9 protein-coding genes and 3 rRNA genes are annotated in these 17,210 nt (G+C 68.1%); 2 read left to right on the plus strand and 10 right to left on the minus strand.

Going from position 1 to position 17,210, the window contains the following annotated elements; genetic code table 11:
• Window positions 1–369 precede the first annotated feature (369 nt).
• Entirely contained in the window at window positions 370–783 is a 414-nt protein-coding gene (locus tag F4556_RS10860) for a DUF6278 family protein (RefSeq protein WP_184913804.1), read from the plus strand.
• Between the two features lie 57 nt (window positions 784–840).
• Here F4556_RS10860 and F4556_RS10865 read toward each other — a convergent pair whose 3' ends face one another.
• The 10 genes from F4556_RS10865 to F4556_RS10910 all read right to left on the minus strand — a co-directional run bounded on the left by F4556_RS10865 (window position 841) and on the right by F4556_RS10910 (window position 15,794).
• Window positions 841–2,490, minus strand: coding sequence for a restriction endonuclease (locus F4556_RS10865; protein ID WP_184913806.1), 1,650 nt, complete (start codon window positions 2,488–2,490; stop codon window positions 841–843).
• A 102-nt stretch (window positions 2,491–2,592) separates the two neighbouring features.
• A complete protein-coding gene (locus F4556_RS10870; protein WP_184913808.1) occupies window positions 2,593–4,188 on the minus strand; it encodes a hypothetical protein in 1,596 nt (531 codons plus the stop codon).
• Between the two features lie 349 nt (window positions 4,189–4,537).
• Complete coding sequence (locus tag F4556_RS10875) at window positions 4,538–5,194, minus strand: YigZ family protein (RefSeq protein ID WP_184913809.1); 657 nt, start codon at window positions 5,192–5,194, stop codon at window positions 4,538–4,540.
• A gap of 103 nt (window positions 5,195–5,297) precedes the next feature.
• Window positions 5,298–6,590 carry a DUF6986 family protein gene (locus tag F4556_RS10880; protein ID WP_184913811.1) on the minus strand — a complete coding sequence of 431 codons (1,293 nt, stop codon included), beginning with the start codon at window positions 6,588–6,590 and terminating at the stop codon, window positions 5,298–5,300.
• Window positions 6,591–6,678: 88 nt separating this feature from the next.
• Complete coding sequence (locus F4556_RS10885) at window positions 6,679–8,244, minus strand: DUF2637 domain-containing protein (RefSeq protein WP_184913813.1); 1,566 nt, start codon at window positions 8,242–8,244, stop codon at window positions 6,679–6,681.
• 157 nt (window positions 8,245–8,401) lie between these two features.
• Window positions 8,402–9,064 (minus strand): response regulator transcription factor, encoded by a 663-nt coding sequence (locus tag F4556_RS10890; protein ID WP_057233446.1) that lies wholly within the window; start codon window positions 9,062–9,064, stop codon window positions 8,402–8,404.
• Window positions 9,016–10,299 carry a sensor histidine kinase gene (locus F4556_RS10895; RefSeq protein ID WP_184913815.1) on the minus strand — a complete coding sequence of 428 codons (1,284 nt, stop codon included), beginning with the start codon at window positions 10,297–10,299 and terminating at the stop codon, window positions 9,016–9,018. Before F4556_RS10895 ends, F4556_RS10890 begins: the two co-directional genes overlap by 49 nt.
• A 369-nt stretch (window positions 10,300–10,668) precedes the next feature.
• Window positions 10,669–10,785 (minus strand): 5S ribosomal RNA (gene rrf, locus F4556_RS10900).
• A gap of 88 nt (window positions 10,786–10,873) precedes the next feature.
• A 23S ribosomal RNA gene (locus tag F4556_RS10905) occupies window positions 10,874–13,995 on the minus strand.
• A 275-nt stretch (window positions 13,996–14,270) separates the two neighbouring features.
• A 16S ribosomal RNA gene (locus F4556_RS10910) occupies window positions 14,271–15,794 on the minus strand.
• Together the 16S, 23S and 5S rRNA genes form the textbook arrangement of a ribosomal RNA operon.
• Window positions 15,795–16,779: 985 nt before the next feature.
• Between F4556_RS10910 and F4556_RS39410 the strand changes: the two genes are divergently transcribed.
• A complete protein-coding gene (locus F4556_RS39410) occupies window positions 16,780–17,103 on the plus strand; it encodes a hypothetical protein (protein WP_184913817.1) in 324 nt (107 codons plus the stop codon).
• Window positions 17,104–17,210 lie beyond the last annotated feature (107 nt).

Consider the following 17,210-nt stretch of genomic DNA (forward strand, 5'->3'; position numbering starts at 1 on the left):
GGATGTCCGACACCTTGCGGCCTCCGCCCCTGGACGTCAACCACCTGAACGTCGGTGACCTGGCGTCAGGTTGTTTGGCATCAGCTCTCCGGGCATCAGCCCGCCTGGGGCCGGGCGGCTGCGCGGTCCGCTGCCCACGGGCGCAGACGCCCGGCCCGGGTCGTGGCTCGCGCCACGGCCCTAGCGGCCAGCCTGCTGGGCGCCCGGGCGCCCTGCCCGCCGGGCGGGGCCGTCAGGGTGACGGCGGGTCAGAGCGGCGGGCCCGGGCGCCCGTACCGTGCCGGTGAGCGTTGCCGGTGGGCGCGCTGCCGGGCGCTGCGGGACGCCGCCGGACGCGCTGCCGGGGCGGTCAGCTGGCAGGCTGGGGCCATGGGCCACGGATTCCTGAGCAGCTGGCGAGGCACCCGCTCCACCACCGGAACGCCGGAACCGGCGCTGGCGGACCTGCTGGCCGAGTGCGGGCTGCTGCGCGAGCTGGCCGAGTCCAGCGGGGTACGGCTGGACGACACCGAGCGCTCGCTGACCGCGCTGGACCAGCTGCTCCCCCGCTGGCGGGACGACCCCGAGGTCTCCGACTGGCTCGGCAACGACGCCGGTCTCTACCTGGGCACCGTGCTGCGCCGCACCGTCCCCGGCACCAGCTGGCGGCTGGACCGGCACGACCGCCCGCAGATCGTGCTGCCCGGCGGCCGCGAACTCGACGTCACCGCGCTCGGCCACTCCTGGGCCGACCAGGGTTCGCCCCAGCTCGGCACCGCCTACCTCACCGCGACCGACGGCTGACCTTCCCGGTCGGCCTGTCAGTCGCTGGTTCGTCGGCCCGCCGGCCCGCCTCGCCCGTCAGCCCCCGGCGCCGAGGCGGAGCCCGAGGTGAGTGGCCGTCAGCTCGCGTACGCCGTCGCCGTCCACCAGGTGGATCTGCGTCAGCTCTCCGGCCAGGTCGAGCGCCCGCTCGGAGAACCGGCCCGTGGTCAGCCGCAACCCCCGGTCCGCCCCTTCCTCCCGGACCGCCTCGGCGAGCGTGCGCAGTTCGACGTCCTCCACCTGATCACCAGGCCCGCCCGCCTCACCGGGGCGCGACGCCCAGACCACCCAACGCCCGGGCAGCGCGCTCCCCGGCTCCCCCGCCCCGGTGGCGACCAGCCCGGACGGCCCGCGCAGCCGGACGCTCCACTCCGTCAGCCCGCCCCTGGTCAGCAGCTCCCGGACCAGATGGACGAACTCGTTCGCCGACAGGTCGGCCGCCGACGGCACCGTACGACCCGCCTCCGCGCTCGGCTCGACCGGCACCACCCCGTACGGGTCGGGCGTCACCACGGCCGCCAGCTCGCGCAGCCGCAGCAGGGCCTCGTCCTGCTCGGCGTCGGCGTAGACGCCCTTGCCACGCTCCGGCCCGTCCTCGGGACTGCCGGCTGCGGTCGCTTCGCTCTCCGGCGGCAGCAGCCGGGTGCGGGCCAACGCGTCCCGGTCCGCGTCCACGCTGAGCAGGCAGACCGGGTCGGCTGACGGAGTGTCGGGGCTGCGCAGCCAGCCGTTCAGCACCACGCCGGTCAGTATGTCCTCGGTGTCCACCGCGTCCGCCGCCTGCAGCGCGCGCAGGGCGAGCCGGGCCGCCAGCCGCAGGTAGTCGGCGGCGCGGTCGGCCGTCGGTCGCGGCACCGGCTCCACCTCGCCGTCGGCGCCCAGCCGGTAGCCGGCCAGCGAGGGCACCACCTCCAGCGCAGGCAGGTCGAGGTCGAGCACGGCGGTGCGGGTCAGCGGGCGGAACACCGCGCGGCAGGGGGCAGGCAGATCCTGGGTCGCGCCCTCCGCCGCCGCCAACGCGCGCTCCAGCAGCGACTCGACCGCCGCCGGCTCGGCCAGCCGATAGGCCCGGCGGCACTCCTCCAGGCTGTCGTTGTACTCCTGGACCGCCCGCGCCCGGGCCTGCTCCGCCGCCTCGTGCGCACGCCGAGCCGCTGCTCCCTCGCCGTCCGCCATCGCCGCCGCCCGCCGGCCGCGCCACTCGCGCAGGGCGCGCTGATGCGCCAGCCGGGCCTCGGCCAGCCCGCGCTGGTACCCCGAGTCGAGCAGCAGCCGGCCCGTGACCTGCGGCTCGGCCGGGGCGTAGTCCGCCCAACGCGGCTCGGGGCCGTCCTCGGCCGCCCCGGCCCCCGTGCCGTCCCCGGCCTCCGCTCCCGCCGCCGGGAAGGGGCGGGGCTCGTAACTCAGCAGCTGGCTCTCGAAGTCCATCGCGGAGACCGGCAGCGCGGCGCGGCGCAGCAGATCGGCGAGCTGCTCGTGCTCGGCCAGCACGGCCAGCGTCCGCTGGTGGGTGAGGGCGGCCGCCCTGCCGTGAGCGGCGACCTCGTCCTCGGTGGCCGTGGCGGTGCCGCCGCCCCGGGGCGCGGGCACCTCCTCGCCGCCGAGGTCACGGAAGAGCGAGGCCAGAAAGCCGGGTTGGAGGGTGGTCGCGGTGCCGTCCGGCTGCCCCTCTGGTGCGTTCTGCATCGGTGGTCGTTCCCCCATGCTCGTCCGGTGTGCCGCTCGGCTGCTGCTGAGCATTCTCCACCGTCCGGCCCACGCCGGTGGCCAAGACCCGTGACCCCGCCGTCAGTTGGTCCTGGTGTTGGTGAGGTGCAGACCGATGTACCCGACGTAGATCCGGCCGCTGCCGGAACAGTCGTCCAGGTAGTGCAGCCGGGGTGCCGTCCGCCCGCCGCCGATCCGCAGGTGCGCGCCCATGAACGCGCGCCGGGAGGAGTCCACACACTCCGGCACCGGGAGCATCCGCTCGCGCTTCCACTTGGTGTGGCTCTCCACCGTCCTGGACTCGCCGCGCACCGCCTTGCGCGGCGGGAACCGGTGGCAGCCAGGCGGGGTGTGCTCGCACCACTGCTTGAAGTCGCCGCCCGCCTCCCCGCGCACGGCGGCCGACGCGTACTCCTGAAGCGCCGTCAGACCCTCCCAGGTCAGCCGGGCCCAGCCGGTGCCGGCGTACTGGCCATCGAGTGCCAGCGCCTCCTTCTGGTCGCCGGTGAACTCCAGCAGCGGGAACTCGGCGAACCGGCCGACCAGTTCACCGAAGCTGCCCGGGCTCCCGTCGCACGGCCGGACGGTGCAGAGCCGCCCGGGCAGGCTCAGCCCCGACGGGTGCCGCAGGCCGGCCCGGTCCTCGTTGGCCGCGCTCAGGAAGCGCTCGCGGCGCCGGGAGCGGTGCAGCGAGTGCCGGACCCGCTGCAGCTCGTCGGCCCTGGCCTGCCGCTCGGCGGCGTCCACCTCCTGGTCCGTCCGCTGCTCGGGCACCGGGCTGCCCGCGCCGCGCAGCTCGGCCGGTGCGCGGAAGACCGGCACGGCGGCCAGCAGTGCGGGCAGCGGCAGGTCGGTGGCGAGCCTGCGGGGCTCCCTGGCCAGCAGCGCGGCGGCCCGCCGGACGTCCTCCTCGATCCGGTGCCTGGGCAGCACCGGGTGCCGCGCACCGTCGGCCCGGCAGGCCGGGTCGACCTCGGGCAGATAGGTGCGCACCGCGCCGCCGTAGACCTTGTGGTACTCCAGCGCGACGTTGAACAGCGGCAGCGCCTCGTGGTCCAGCAGGTGCAGCGCGGCCAGACCGGTCAGCTGCCGGGTGAGCGGCAACAGGGCCTCGGTCAGCCAGGATGCGGGCGCGGTGGACGGCGGGAGGCTGGCCACCAGCACCGGCAACCGGCGCTCCGGATCACAGAGTTCGTCGATCAGCGCCTCCACCTCCGCCGGGCGGACCAGCCGTGGGGCCACCCCGATCTGGGCCGGGCCGTCGGTCGCGTCCAGCAGCGGCAGCAGTGCGCGGGCCAGATCCGGGACGGGCACCCGGCCGCCCGATCTGAGCGCCGAGCCTGCGGCCAGGTACTCGGCCTCCAGCCGGACCTCGGTGGGGCCGTCCGCAGATGCGGAGGCGAGGGTCAGAGTCAGCTGGTCGGTGCCGTGCGGGGCGGGCGTCCGCAGTCTGCGGCGGACGTAGCCGGCGCCGCTCGCGGGCCCGGCCAGGCTGCTGGGGAGGTCACCGAAGTCGCGGTCCAGCAGGACCCGTTCGCCGAGGCGCAGGCGCTCGGCCGGGAGGGTCTGGGTGTCCGGCGGGGGCTCGTCGTGGCCCTCCCGCTTGAGCCAGGCGGCCAGCAGCTGATCCGCCAGGGCGGCCACCTCGGCCCGGGGCCGCGGCGTACCGACCGTCATCCGATAGGGCGTCGGCTGGCCGAACCGGCCTGCCGCCTCAGCTGGTTGGCCGGCGGCGGGCGCGGGACGCCGGGGCGGGGTTCGATCCGGTACGGCGCGCTGCGACAAGCTGTGCTGCGGAGTCATGCGAGGTACCTCCCGTGGTGCGGCGGTTGGGGTCTGACGTCCTCCATCTACGGGGTGGTCGGTCGGCTCCGCACCGCCCGTTACCGGTGCGGGTCCTTGCTCCAGGAAACGCCGATGCCCGGAGCGGAAGTTCCAACACCGGGCATGGTTAATTCGTTCGAGTGTCACTAGGTTTTCGCTCGGCCCTGCTGCGCAGCGGTCCTGGCAGCCTCAGGAGCGACGTTCAGGCGTCCCCCACCGGCACCTCGACGAAGTCCCGGCCGGTGGCCTCCGCGACCGCCGAACCACCGGTGGCCTCGGCCAGCCAGGTGTGAAACGCCGTCACCTCCGGCGCCGGAACGCCGACTTCGATCCGCACCCCGGCCGCCTGATAGGCCAGGTCCCGCACCACGTACCCGGCGGCCCGCAGGTCGTTGTCCAGCCGCCCCGCCCTGGTGTGGTCGACCGCGACGGTGAGCAGCGCGACCGGCCGACGCTCCAGCAGACCGACCGCGTCCACCGCCTCGGAGACCGCGCTCCCGTACGCCCGCACCAGGCCGCCCGCGCCGAGCTTGATCCCGCCGAAGTACCGGGTCACCACCGCGACGGTGTCGGTCAGCCCGCGCCGCCGCAGCACCTCCAGCATCGGCACTCCGGCCGTGCCGCCCGGCTCGCCGTCGTCGCTGGAACGCTCGCGCGGCTGCTCACCGCCGACCACGAAGGCGGTGCAGTTGTGCCTGGCGTCCCAGTACTGCTTGCGGATGCCGGTGATGAACGCCTGCGCCTCCGCCTCGTCGGTCACCCTGGCCAGGTGGCAGATGAAGCGGGACTTCTTGATCTCCAGCTCGTGCACACCGGAACCCCGAATGGTCAGGTAGGGCTTGGGGGTCGGCTCCGGCATGGTGCGGGGGTTCTCCAGACACGCGAAAAGCTGGCAGGGACTGGGCGGTCCCTGCCAGCTTAACGAGCGTTCCGGGCCGGGCCCGACGGACGTTCCGGTGCGGTCAGCGACCGGCGAGCGCGTCCAGCTGCTTGCGGTCCAGGCCGGTCAGCCCGGTCACCTCGGCCGGGTCGACGGCGCCGCAGTCCAGGCCGCGCAGCAGGTAACCGCTGAGCGCGCGGGCGGTGGCGGGCTCGTCCATCACGTCGCCGCCGGCCTTGGCGACGTACGCGGCCAGTCGGGCCGAGGCGGCCGCCAGGCCCTCGCGGTAGAAGGAGTAGACCGCGACGTAGCGGGTCGGCAGGTGCGCCGGGTGCATGTCCCAGCCCTGGTAGTAGGCGCGGGCCAGCGAACGGCGGACCAGGTCGTGGTGCAGCTTCCAGGCCGCGTGCACCTGCTCGGTCGGGCCGGTCGGGATGACGTTGGTCGAACCGTCCGACAGCCGCACCCCGGTACCGGCCGCCGCCACCTGCATGACCGCCTTCGCGTGGTCGGCGACCGGGTGGTCCATGCTCTGGTACGCGGCACTGACGCCGCAGGAGGCGCTGTAGTCGAAGGTGCCGTAGTGCAGACCGGTGGCCCGGCCCTCGGCGGCCTCGATCATCCGGGCCACGGTGGCCCGGCCGTCCGCGCCGAGGATCGCCTGGGTGGTCTCGATCTGGATCTCGAACCCGATCCGCCCGGCCGGCAGCCCGGCCCGCTGCTCGAAGTCGGCCAGCAGCCGGACCAGCGCGGTGACCTGCTCGGCGTACGTCACCTTCGGCAGCGTGAGCACCAGGCCGTCGGGCAGCCCGCCCTCGGCCAGCAGGGTGGACAGGAAGAGCTCCAGGGTGCGGATGCCGCGGTCGCGGACCGCCGCCTCCATGCACTTGATCCGGATGCCGATGTACGGCGGGGCGGTACCGTCCGCCACCGCGGCGGCGACCAGGCGGGCGGAACGGATCGCGGCCGCGTCCTCCTCGGCGTCGGGGCGCGGGCCGTAGCCGTCCTCGAAGTCGATCCGCAGGTCCTCGACCGGCTCGCGCTCCAGCTTGGCGCGGACCCGGGCGTGCACGTCGGCCAGCAGTTCGTCGTCGGCCACGCCGAGCGCCTGCGCCAGCTGGGCCGGGGTGGCGGCGTGCGCGTCGAAGGCGGCCAGCGCCTGGGCGCCCCAGCTGCGTACGGTGTCGGCCTCGAAGGCGTCGGCCGGTACGTAGACGGTGTGCACCGGCTGGCGGCTGCCGTCGTCGCCCGGGTAACGCTGGGTCAACTCGGCGTCGACCGGGGCGAGCAGCGCCTCCACGGCGGCCCGGGCGGCCTCGGAGAACGAGGCGCCGCCGCCCTCGGACTTGCTACCGTCCAGCTTGGCCTGCGACATGCCGAATCCTCCACGCCTTCAACAGATTGTTGATGCGAAGGTAACGGCGTCGCACTCGGGCCGTCAATGGCCGATCCTCCGGCGAACCTCAGTCCCGGCCCGCCGCGATGTAACGTTCCTCCAGCTGGGACCACAGCCGCTCGACGTCCTTCGGGCTCACCGAACCATCCGGACGGCTGCCCACCACGCCGTACTCCCGAGTCAGGAACTCCGCGAGCCGCTGCGCGTCCGGCTGGTGCTCGAACCGGTCCATGTACGCGGTCAGCGCCTCGTAGCAGAGCTCCGGATCGAGCGGCTCTGGCACCGGGCGACGATCCGGCTCCACCGAACCGGCCGACTCGGTATCCGCCACATCGTCCACATCGTCGAAGGTCAGCGGCTCCACGACCGGCGACCGCTCAGCCGACGGGGCCTGCGGGGCCAGCTGCTCCAGCCGGACCGGACGCGCCACCGGCGACGGCGGCTGCTGCTCCTGCGGCCGCTGCTGCTGCGACTGCTGCCCAGGCGACCGGAACTGACGGGGCGCCGGCTGCTCGACCGGCTCGTCCCCCGGACGGGTCGGCCGAGGCGCCTTGAACCACGGCGACGGCTGCCCGGGCACCCGCGCCGTGTGCACCGGCTCGGTCGGCTGCGCGTGCGACCGGACCGCGCGCGCCGTCCAGACGTTCAGCTCGGACTGACTCGGCGCCGGCCGCTCCTCGGCCACCCCCTGCTCCTGAGCATCCCGCAACCGGACCGCCGCCAGCTTGGCCAGCGTCGGACCGGCCAGCGCGGCCGCCACCGCAACCGGCGCCTCAACCTGAGCCTGAGTCTGAACCTGAGCCTGCGTCGGCTGCTGCACCTCGGTCACACCGGTCACCTGCGCACGGGGCTGGGCCGCCATCGGGGCACGGCCGTCCGCCTGCGCCGCCGGCACCACCGCCGGCTCGGCGGCGAGCGGCACGGGCTCCAAGCGCGCGACCGGGACAGTCTCCAACGGCCCGTCGATCCGGTCCAGAATCGACGGGTCGAGCGGCACACCGTACTTGGCCAGCTTCAAGGGCAACAGCGCCTGGAACGGCGCGGAACGCCGCCAGCCCCGCCCGTACCGGAACCGCAGCTGCGCCCGGTACACCAGCCGGTTCTGCTCAAGCCGGACGGTCTCGTCGTACGACCGCAGCTCCCAGAGCTTCATCCGCCGCCAGAGCCGGAAGGTCGGCACCGGCGACAGCACCCAGCGCATCAACCGGACCGACTCCATGTGCCGGTCGGCGGTGATCGCCGCGATCCGGCCGACCGCGTGCCGGGACGCCTCCACCACCACGACGAACAGCACCGGGATGACCGCGTGCATCGCCATGCCGAGCGCGTCACCCCAGGACGCGGCGGCGTTGAACGCGATGGTGGCGGCCGTCAGCAGCCAGGCCGTCTGCCGCAGCAGCGGGAACGGTATCCGCAGCCAGGTCAGCACCAGGTCCAGCGCGAGCAGCACCACGATGCCCGCGTCCACGCCGATCGGGAAGGCGTACGAGAAGGACCCGAAGCCCTTCTCCATCGCCAGCTCACGCACCGCGTTGTAGGACCCGGCGAAACCGATGCCCGAGATCAGGCAGGCTCCGGCGGCCACCACACCGAGCAGGATCCGGTGGGCGCGGGTGAGAGTGGGACGTGCCATTAGATGATCAACCCCTGGGGCTGGGAGTCGGCGGCTGCCGTACGCGACCGTTGCTGCCGGATCGACCCTTGCCGAGGAGCGGAACCACCGCACCAACGACCGTCACGGCCCACCGGATACTACTCGCACGGGCGTTCCACTGCCGAAGCCCCCTGGGCTATGAGACGTCCGCCGGGGTGCCGTTGAGGTGTGCCAACACCGCCTGAACCCGGCGATTGGCGTCCTCGGCCGGGGCAAGCTCCAACTTCGTGAAGATATTGGCAATGTGTTTGGCCACCGCACCATCACTGACGACCAGTCGGCTGGCGATCGCCGAATTCGAGCAGCCCTCCGCCATCAGCTCCAGCACCGCCCGCTCGCGCGGCGACAGACACTGCAGCGGCTGCGAACTCGACCGGCTGGCGAGCAACTTGGCGATCACGTCCGGGTCCATCGCCGTACCGCCGGCCGCCACCCGGCGGACCGCGTCGATGAACTGGTCCGCGTTGAACACCCGGTCCTTGAGCAGGTAGCCCACCCCGCCCGTACCGTCCGCGAGCAACTCCCGGGCGTACAGCTGCTGCACGTGCTGCGAGAGGACGAGCACCGGCAGGCCCGGGATCTCCCGACGGGCCGCCAACGCCGCCTGGAGCCCCTCGTCCGTCAGCGTCGGCGGCAGCCGGACGTCGACCACCGCGACGTCCGGCCGGTGCTCGAGCAGCGCGGCCAGCAGCTCGGGCCCGGTCTCCACCGCCGCGGCGATGGTGAACCCATGTGCCTCGAGAAGTCGGATCAGCCCTTCTCGAAGGAGGTAGAGGTCCTCGGCGAGGACAACGCGCACGGCAACTCCATGGTGATGGTGGTCGGACCGCCCTGCGGACTGCTGAGCGAGAGGACACCGTCGAAGGTACCCAACCTCCGCTCGATCCCGCGCAGTCCACTGCCTCGCTCCGGCGCGACACCTCCCCTGCCGTCATCCGTCACGGTGACGCGGAGCCGCTCGGCGCGGTACAGGATGTCCACCCAGACGTGCTGGGCGCCCGAGTGCTTCGCCGCGTTGGCCATCAACTCGCTGATCGAGAAGTAGACCGCCGCCTCCACCGGGGCGTCCGGGCGCGCGGGCAGACTCACCGTCACCTCGGTGTCCTGCGCGCTGTCCAGGGCGAGGGCACGGACGGCGTCACCGAGACCGCGCTCCGCCAGCACCGGCGGGTGAATGCCCCGCACCAGGTCACGCAGCTCCTGGAGTGCCTTCGCCGAGGACTGCCGGGCATCGGCGAGGAGTTGGCGCGCCGCCGCCGGGTCGCTGTCCAACAGGTGCTCGATCGTGCCGAGGGTCATCCCGATCGCCACCAGTCGGGCCTGTGCCCCGTCGTGCAGATCCCGCTCGATCCGCCGCAGCTCGGCCGCCTGCTCGCCGACCGCCTCCGCCCGGGTCACCGTCAGCTCGGCCACCCGGCGGGTCAGTTGGATGTTCGACGCCCTCCCCTGCGGATCCAGCACCCGGCGCGCCAGGTCGGCGTGGGTGTGCAACGCGTACGGCAGGATCGCCACCGCGACCAGCACCATCACGGCGCTGAGCAGGAACGAGACCAGCACCGAAGCGCCCCCGGAGCCGACGCCCACATACGTCCGGCTGTCGGACAGGGCGGTGATCCCGAACCCCGCGCCACCGACCAACAACCCCAGCACCGGGCAGATCAGGGCCAGCACGGTCACCGGATTCACCACCAGCCAGACCATCTCCGCCCGGGTGGTCCGATCCCGCAGCGACCAGTGCAGCAGCTGAGCGAACCGCGCGACACTCCGGCTCCGGTGGTACGAGTAGCCCGTCCACCAGTACCCGCGCGAATCCACCTCCAGCCGCGGCCGGGGGCTGTACGACACCGCCATCCGCACCCGGCACCAGCGCTCCACCTGCGACCGCGTCCACCCGGCGTTGAGCCGCACCGCCGGCGCCGCCAGCCCCAGCCCCGTCAGGCCGGCCAGGCCGACCGCGATCGGCATCGCCGCGTCGCTGGCCTCCAGCGTGACCGCCGTCGCCGCACCGACCAGCATCGCTGCGAAGAAGGGCATCACCACACCTGGTGCACAACTGACGACCACCGCAAGCGCCCAGCCGAGCGACTGGAACCCAGACCTGAACACCGCCCTGACCGGCTCCGTCCTCGGGGCGACGCTCTTCGGGGGGCTGGCGGTTGTCACCGTGGACTCCTGTAGGGCTGAGGCTGCTGGTTCGACTGACGGTCACCAGTGTTGCCGGATGAGGCCTGCTCCGGCACTGGCCATCTCTCCCGACTTCGAGGTGGACCTATCACCACCCCCGGGCGGGTGTTCTCTCACCGGCGCCACTCTCCTGCCGGCGGCGGCCCGGGTCGTCCGTCTGGGTCCGGAAATGCAGAAAGCCCCTCCGGGAGACCCGGAGGGGCTTTCTGACTAAAGATTGTTCGGCGGCGTCCTACTCTCCCACAGGGTCCCCCCTGCAGTACCATCGGCGCTATGAGGCTTAGCTTCCGGGTTCGGAATGTAACCGGGCGTTTCCCTCACGCTATGACCACCGAAACACTATGAAACTGTATGACCGCACCACACCCGTGACCAAACGGTGTGGGGTCGTTGTTTCAGAACAACACAGTGGACGCGAGCAACTGAGGACAAGCCCTCGGCCTATTAGTACCGGTCAGCTCCACCCCTTACAGGGCTTCCACATCCGGCCTATCAACCCAGTCGTCTACTGGGAGCCTTACCCTCTCAAGGAGGTGGGAATATTCATCTCGAAGCAGGCTTCCCGCTTAGATGCTTTCAGCGGTTATCCCTCCCGAACGTAGCCAACCAGCCATGCCCTTGGCAGAACAACTGGCACACCAGAGGTTCGTCCGTCCCGGTCCTCTCGTACTAGGGACAGCCCTTCTCAATATTCCTACGCGCACAGCGGATAGGGACCGAACTGTCTCACGACGTTCTAAACCCAGCTCGCGTACCGCTTTAATGGGCGAACAGCCCAACCCTTGGGACCTACTCCAGCCCCAGGATGCGACGAGCCGACATCGAGGTGCCAAACCATCCCGTCGATATGGACTCTTGGGGAAGATCAGCCTGTTATCCCCGGGGTACCTTTTATCCGTTGAGCGACGGCGCTTCCACAAGCCACCGCCGGATCACTAGTCCCGACTTTCGTCCCTGCTCGACCCGTCGGTCTCACAGTCAAGCTCCCTTGTGCACTTACACTCAACACCTGATTGCCAACCAGGCTGAGGGAACCTTTGGGCGCCTCCGTTACTCTTTAGGAGGCAACCGCCCCAGTTAAACTACCCACCAGACACTGTCCCTGATCCGGATCACGGACCCAGGTTAGACATCCAGCACGACCAGAGTGGTATTTCAACGACGACTCCACAACAACTGGCGTTGCTGCTTCAAAGTCTCCCACCTATCCTACACAAGCCGAACCGAACACCAATATCAAGCTATAGTAAAGGTCCCGGGGTCTTTCCGTCCTGCTGCGCGAAACGAGCATCTTTACTCGTAATGCAATTTCACCGGGCCTATGGTTGAGACAGTCGAGAAGTCGTTACGCCATTCGTGCAGGTCGGAACTTACCCGACAAGGAATTTCGCTACCTTAGGATGGTTATAGTTACCACCGCCGTTTACTGGCGCTTAAGTTCTCAGCTTCGCCAACCCGAAGATTGACTAACCGGTCCCCTTAACGTTCCAGCACCGGGCAGGCGTCAGTCCGTATACATCGCCTTACGGCTTCGCACGGACCTGTGTTTTTAGTAAACAGTCGCTTCTCGCTGGTCTCTGCGGCCGGCCCCAGCTCAGAGTGCAAGACTCATCACCAGTTCCGGCCCCCCTTCTCCCGAAGTTACGGGGGCATTTTGCCGAGTTCCTTAACCATAGTTCACCCGAACGCCTCGGTATTCTCTACCTGACCACCTGAGTCGGTTTGGGGTACGGGCCGCCATGAAACTCGCTAGAGGCTTTTCTCGACAGCATAGGATCATCCACTTCACCACAATCGGCTCGGCATCAGGTCTCAGCCTTAATGAGTGACGGATTTGCCTATCACTCGGCCTACACCCTTACCCCGGGACAACCACCGCCCGGGCTGGACTACCTTCCTGCGTCACCCCATCGCTCACCTACTACCCTGTTGGTTCAGCGGCTCCACCACGTCCCATTGTCCGAAGACTCCGGGCCGGCTTCGCGGCTTTAGCATTCAGAGGTTCGACGTTGGCGCTTCAAAGCGGGTACGGGAATATCAACCCGTTGTCCATCGACTACGCCTGTCGGCCTCGCCTTAGGTCCCGACTTACCCTGGGCAGATCAGCTTGACCCAGGAACCCTTGGTCAATCGGCGCAAGAGTTTCCCACTCTTGTATCGCTACTCATGCCTGCATTCTCACTCGTGAACCGTCCACAACTGGATTCCTCCGCTGCTTCACCCGGCACACGACGCTCCCCTACCCATCACAGCGGGCGTTGGCCCTATAGCTGCAATGACACGACTTCGGTGGTGTACTTGAGCCCCGCTACATTGTCGGCGCGGAATCACTTGACCAGTGAGCTATTACGCACTCTTTCAAGGGTGGCTGCTTCTAAGCCAACCTCCTGGTTGTCTCTGCGACTCCACATCCTTTCCCACTTAGCACACGCTTAGGGACCTTAGTCGGTGTTCTGGGCTGTTTCCCTCTCGACCATGGAGCTTATCCCCCACAGTCTCACTGCCACGCTCTCACTTACCGGCATTCGGAGTTTGGCTAAGGTCAGTAACCCGGTGAGGCCCATCGCCTATCCAGTGCTCTACCTCCGGCAAGAAACACGTGACGCTGCACCTAAATGCATTTCGGGGAGAACCAGCTATCACGGAGTTTGATTGGCCTTTCACCCCTAACCACAGGTCATCCCCCAGGTTTTCAACCCTGGTGGGTTCGGTCCTCCACGAAGTCTTACCTCCGCTTCAACCTGCCCATGGCTAGATCACTCCGCTTCGGGTCTTGGGCATGCAACTCAGACGCCCTATTCGGACTCGCTTTCGCTACGGCTACCCCACACGGGTTAACCTCGCTACACACCGCAAACTCGCAGGCTCATTCTTCAAAAGGCACGCAGTCACGAGACACACAGCAAGCTGCGCATCCGACGCTCCCACGGCTTGTAGGCACACGGTTTCAGGTACTATTTCACTCCGCTCCCGCGGTACTTTTCACCATTCCCTCACGGTACTATCCGCTATCGGTCACTAGGGAATATTTAGGCTTAGCGGGTGGTCCCGCCAGATTCACACGGAATTTCTCGGGCTCCGTGCTACTTGGGAGAAGCTCAAGTGAGCCGCACAGATTTCGTCTACGGGGGTCTTACCCTCTACGCCGGACCTTTCGCATGTCCTTCGACTATCCATACGGTTTCTGACTCACCGACCGGCCGGCAGACCAATCAAGAACTTTCCCACGACCCCGCTCTGGCAACCCCTGCCGGGTCTCACACCAAAACGGTTTAGCCTCATCCGGTTTCGCTCGCCACTACTCCCGGAATCACGGTTGTTTTCTCTTCCTGAGGGTACTGAGATGTTTCACTTCCCCTCGTTCCCTCCACACACCCTATGTGTTCAGGTGCGGGTGACAGCCCATGACGACTGCCGGGTTTCCCCATTCGGAAACCCCCGGATCAAAGCCTGGTTGACGGCTCCCCGGGGACTATCGTGGCCTCCCACGTCCTTCATCGGTTCCTAGTGCCAAGGCATCCACCGTGCGCCCTTAAAAACTTGGCCACAGATGCTCGCGTCCACTGTGCAGTTCTCAAACAACGACCAGACACCCACCCTCGCAGCGCTTTGACGCACCACTCAAGTAGGACCGGCACTGAAGCAACGACCATACGGCCGTTCCCTCAGGACCCAACAACGTGCCCGACACACCCAAACCCAGACCCTTTTCCACGCCGAAGCAGTACTAAGAGACGCGTCTGTGTGTGCCGAATAGTCAACGTTCCACCCATGAGCAACCGTGTGAGACATTCGCTCACATCCGGCTATGTGCTCCTTAGAAAGGAGGTGATCCAGCCGCACCTTCCGGTACGGCTACCTTGTTACGACTTCGTCCCAATCGCTGGTCCCACCTTCGACGGCTCCTCCCCTTACGGGTTAGGCCACCGGCTTCGGGTGTTACCGACTTTCGTGACGTGACGGGCGGTGTGTACAAGGCCCGGGAACGTATTCACCGCAGCATGCTGATCTGCGATTACTAGCAACTCCAACTTCATGGGGTCGAGTTGCAGACCCCAATCCGAACTGAGGCCGGCTTTTTGGGATTCGCTCCGCCTCGCGGCATCGCAGCCCTTTGTACCGACCATTGTAGCACGTGTGCAGCCCAAGACATAAGGGGCATGATGATTTGACGTCGTCCCCACCTTCCTCCGAGTTGACCCCGGCAGTCTCCTGTGAGTCCCCATCACCCCGAAAGGCATGCTGGCAACACAGAACAAGGGTTGCGCTCGTTGCGGGACTTAACCCAACATCTCACGACACGAGCTGACGACAACCATGCACCACCTGTATACCGACCACAAGGGGGCGACTATCTCTAGCCGTTTCCGGTATATGTCAAGCCTTGGTAAGGTTCTTCGCGTTGCGTCGAATTAAGCCACATGCTCCGCTGCTTGTGCGGGCCCCCGTCAATTCCTTTGAGTTTTAGCCTTGCGGCCGTACTCCCCAGGCGGGGAACTTAATGCGTTAGCTGCGGCACCGACGACGTGGAATGTCGCCAACACCTAGTTCCCAACGTTTACGGCGTGGACTACCAGGGTATCTAATCCTGTTCGCTCCCCACGCTTTCGCTCCTCAGCGTCAGTAATGGCCCAGAGATCCGCCTTCGCCACCGGTGTTCCTCCTGATATCTGCGCATTTCACCGCTACACCAGGAATTCCGATCTCCCCTACCACACTCAAGCCTGCCCGTATCGAATGCAGACCCGGGGTTAAGCCCCGGGCTTTCACAACCGACGCGACAAGCCGCCTACGAGCTCTTTACGCCCAATAATTCCGGACAACGCTCGCACCCTACGTATTACCGCGGCTGCTGGCACGTAGTTAGCCGGTGCTTCTTCTGCAGGTACCGTCACTTGCGCTTCTTCCCTGCTGAAAGAGGTTTACAACCCGAAGGCCGTCATCCCTCACGCGGCGTCGCTGCATCAGGCTTTCGCCCATTGTGCAATATTCCCCACTGCTGCCTCCCGTAGGAGTCTGGGCCGTGTCTCAGTCCCAGTGTGGCCGGTCGCCCTCTCAGGCCGGCTACCCGTCGTCGCCTTGGTAGGCCATTACCCCACCAACAAGCTGATAGGCCGCGGGATCATCCTGCACCGCCGGAGCTTTCCACCAACCCCCATGCAGAGGAAGGTCATATCCGGTATTAGACCTCGTTTCCAAGGCTTGTCCCAGAGTGCAGGGCAGATTTCCCACGTGTTACTCACCCGTTCGCCACTAATCCACTCCGAAGAGCTTCATCGTTCGACTTGCATGTGTTAAGCACGCCGCCAGCGTTCGTCCTGAGCCAGGATCAAACTCTCCGTGAATGTCTGCAGGTAATCCTGCAACCACTTCGGAAGAGCGGCGCGGCAACCAACCGGAATAGGGCGGCCCCGCGCACTGCGTCCTCGCTAGTGTTTTACTTCATAAAGGAATCTCCAACCCCACCAAAGGTGAGGCCGGGGATGTCAACATATCTGGCGTTGACTTTTGGCACGCTGTTGAGTTCTCAAGGAACGGACACTTCCTTCGAGCCGCTTATCAGGCGGACCCTCCGGGCGCTTCGTTCTTTCGTGTTCCGAGCTTATCATGTTCGCCGTTCAGCGTTTCCGACTCGCTCTTTCCTTCGGCCTTTCGGCGCTTCCGACTCTATCAGGTTTCCCTGACCGGCCGTTCCGCGCTTCCGGATCCTCAAGAAGCTTGTGCCGTAACCGACCTGACGGCCTGTCCGACGTTTCAAACCTTAGCCGATCCCCGCTTCACAAAGCGAATCCGGCCGCAATCCATATAAACGCACACGACAAAAAGACCCGACCCGCAAAAGCGCGCGAATCGGCTCGATCAGAAGATGTGTTCAGAGGATTGGCCACTCCGGGACCGTCCGCGCCGATGCGTGTCCGGTGCTCCCTGCCGAGCGACTAGGGAACACTACCCCCGCTCGACTCCAGGTGCAAACGCTGCCTGCGCACCCCCGCCTGACCACCTCACCGACACCGCTCTTGAGCACCCGAGAACGCCCCCGCGCCGGGCACGCCCGTCCGCTTCCACTACCGACTCGGGCTCGGTCGCACCGGCCCGGCTGCTCTGACCGGCAGTGGCACCACCACTGCCGAACGGCACCGCCCCGACGGCACCCGGATCAGCGCACTGCGGTTCGCCTCCGACTCGCGACTGTCACCGCTCCGGGAGGGCAGCGGCTACTGGCGCTACGTACCGACCCCTTCCCCTGCCGAGCAGGTCCGCTTCCTCACCGGCTACGACTACCGCACCTGGACCTGGCCGGGCCCGTTCGCAGAAGGGCTCGACCGGTACGTGCTCCGCCCATGGATCGGGTGGCTGACCGCCTGGTCCTTCGATCGGCTCCGGCTCTGGGCCGAGCGCGAGATCACGCCGGAACGGTCCCGGCGCAGTGCCTGGGCCGAAGTGGCGGTCAGGGCAGGCGCGGTGGTGCTGGCCGTCGCCGGGCCGCTCGGCGCGGCGCTCACCGCTCTGCCGGCCGTACTGGTGCCGCCCCGGGCCGGCACACCCGCCGCTCGACGGTGTGTCAGGAAGCCACCGGACCGAACCTCCGCCCGCGCCCCGCAAGCACTCGCCCACCTGACCGCGCCAACAGCCGCGCCCACACCCGCACCCTGACATCGGAGACCCGCCAGCCGTCCGACTCGCCGACACCGGCACCACCACGCAGCACACCCCCGGCCCCGCCAGCCACCCCGCCCCGGCCTCGATCTTCCGAAACGCGC

Origin of the sequence: Kitasatospora gansuensis, from assembly GCF_014203705.1 — a bacterium.
Classification (GTDB): Bacteria; Actinomycetota; Actinomycetes; order Streptomycetales; family Streptomycetaceae; genus Kitasatospora; species Kitasatospora gansuensis.

Bases quoted from the DNA above. Each gene is read 5' to 3' on its own strand.
- F4556_RS10860 (WP_184913804.1), top strand. From the start codon at position 370: ATGGGCCACGGATTCCTGAGCAGCTGGCGAGGCACCCGCTCCACCACC.
- F4556_RS10865 (WP_184913806.1), bottom strand. From the start codon at position 2,490: ATGCAGAACGCACCAGAGGGGCAGCCGGACGGCACCGCGACCACCCTC.
- F4556_RS10870 (WP_184913808.1), bottom strand. From the start codon at position 4,188: ATGACGGTCGGTACGCCGCGGCCCCGGGCCGAGGTGGCCGCCCTGGCG.
- F4556_RS10875 (WP_184913809.1), bottom strand. From the start codon at position 5,194: ATGCCGGAGCCGACCCCCAAGCCCTACCTGACCATTCGGGGTTCCGGT.
- F4556_RS10880 (WP_184913811.1), bottom strand. From the start codon at position 6,590: ATGTCGCAGGCCAAGCTGGACGGTAGCAAGTCCGAGGGCGGCGGCGCC.
- F4556_RS10885 (WP_184913813.1), bottom strand. From the start codon at position 8,244: ATGGCACGTCCCACTCTCACCCGCGCCCACCGGATCCTGCTCGGTGTG.
- F4556_RS10895 (WP_184913815.1), bottom strand. From the start codon at position 10,299: ATGCCCTTCTTCGCAGCGATGCTGGTCGGTGCGGCGACGGCGGTCACG.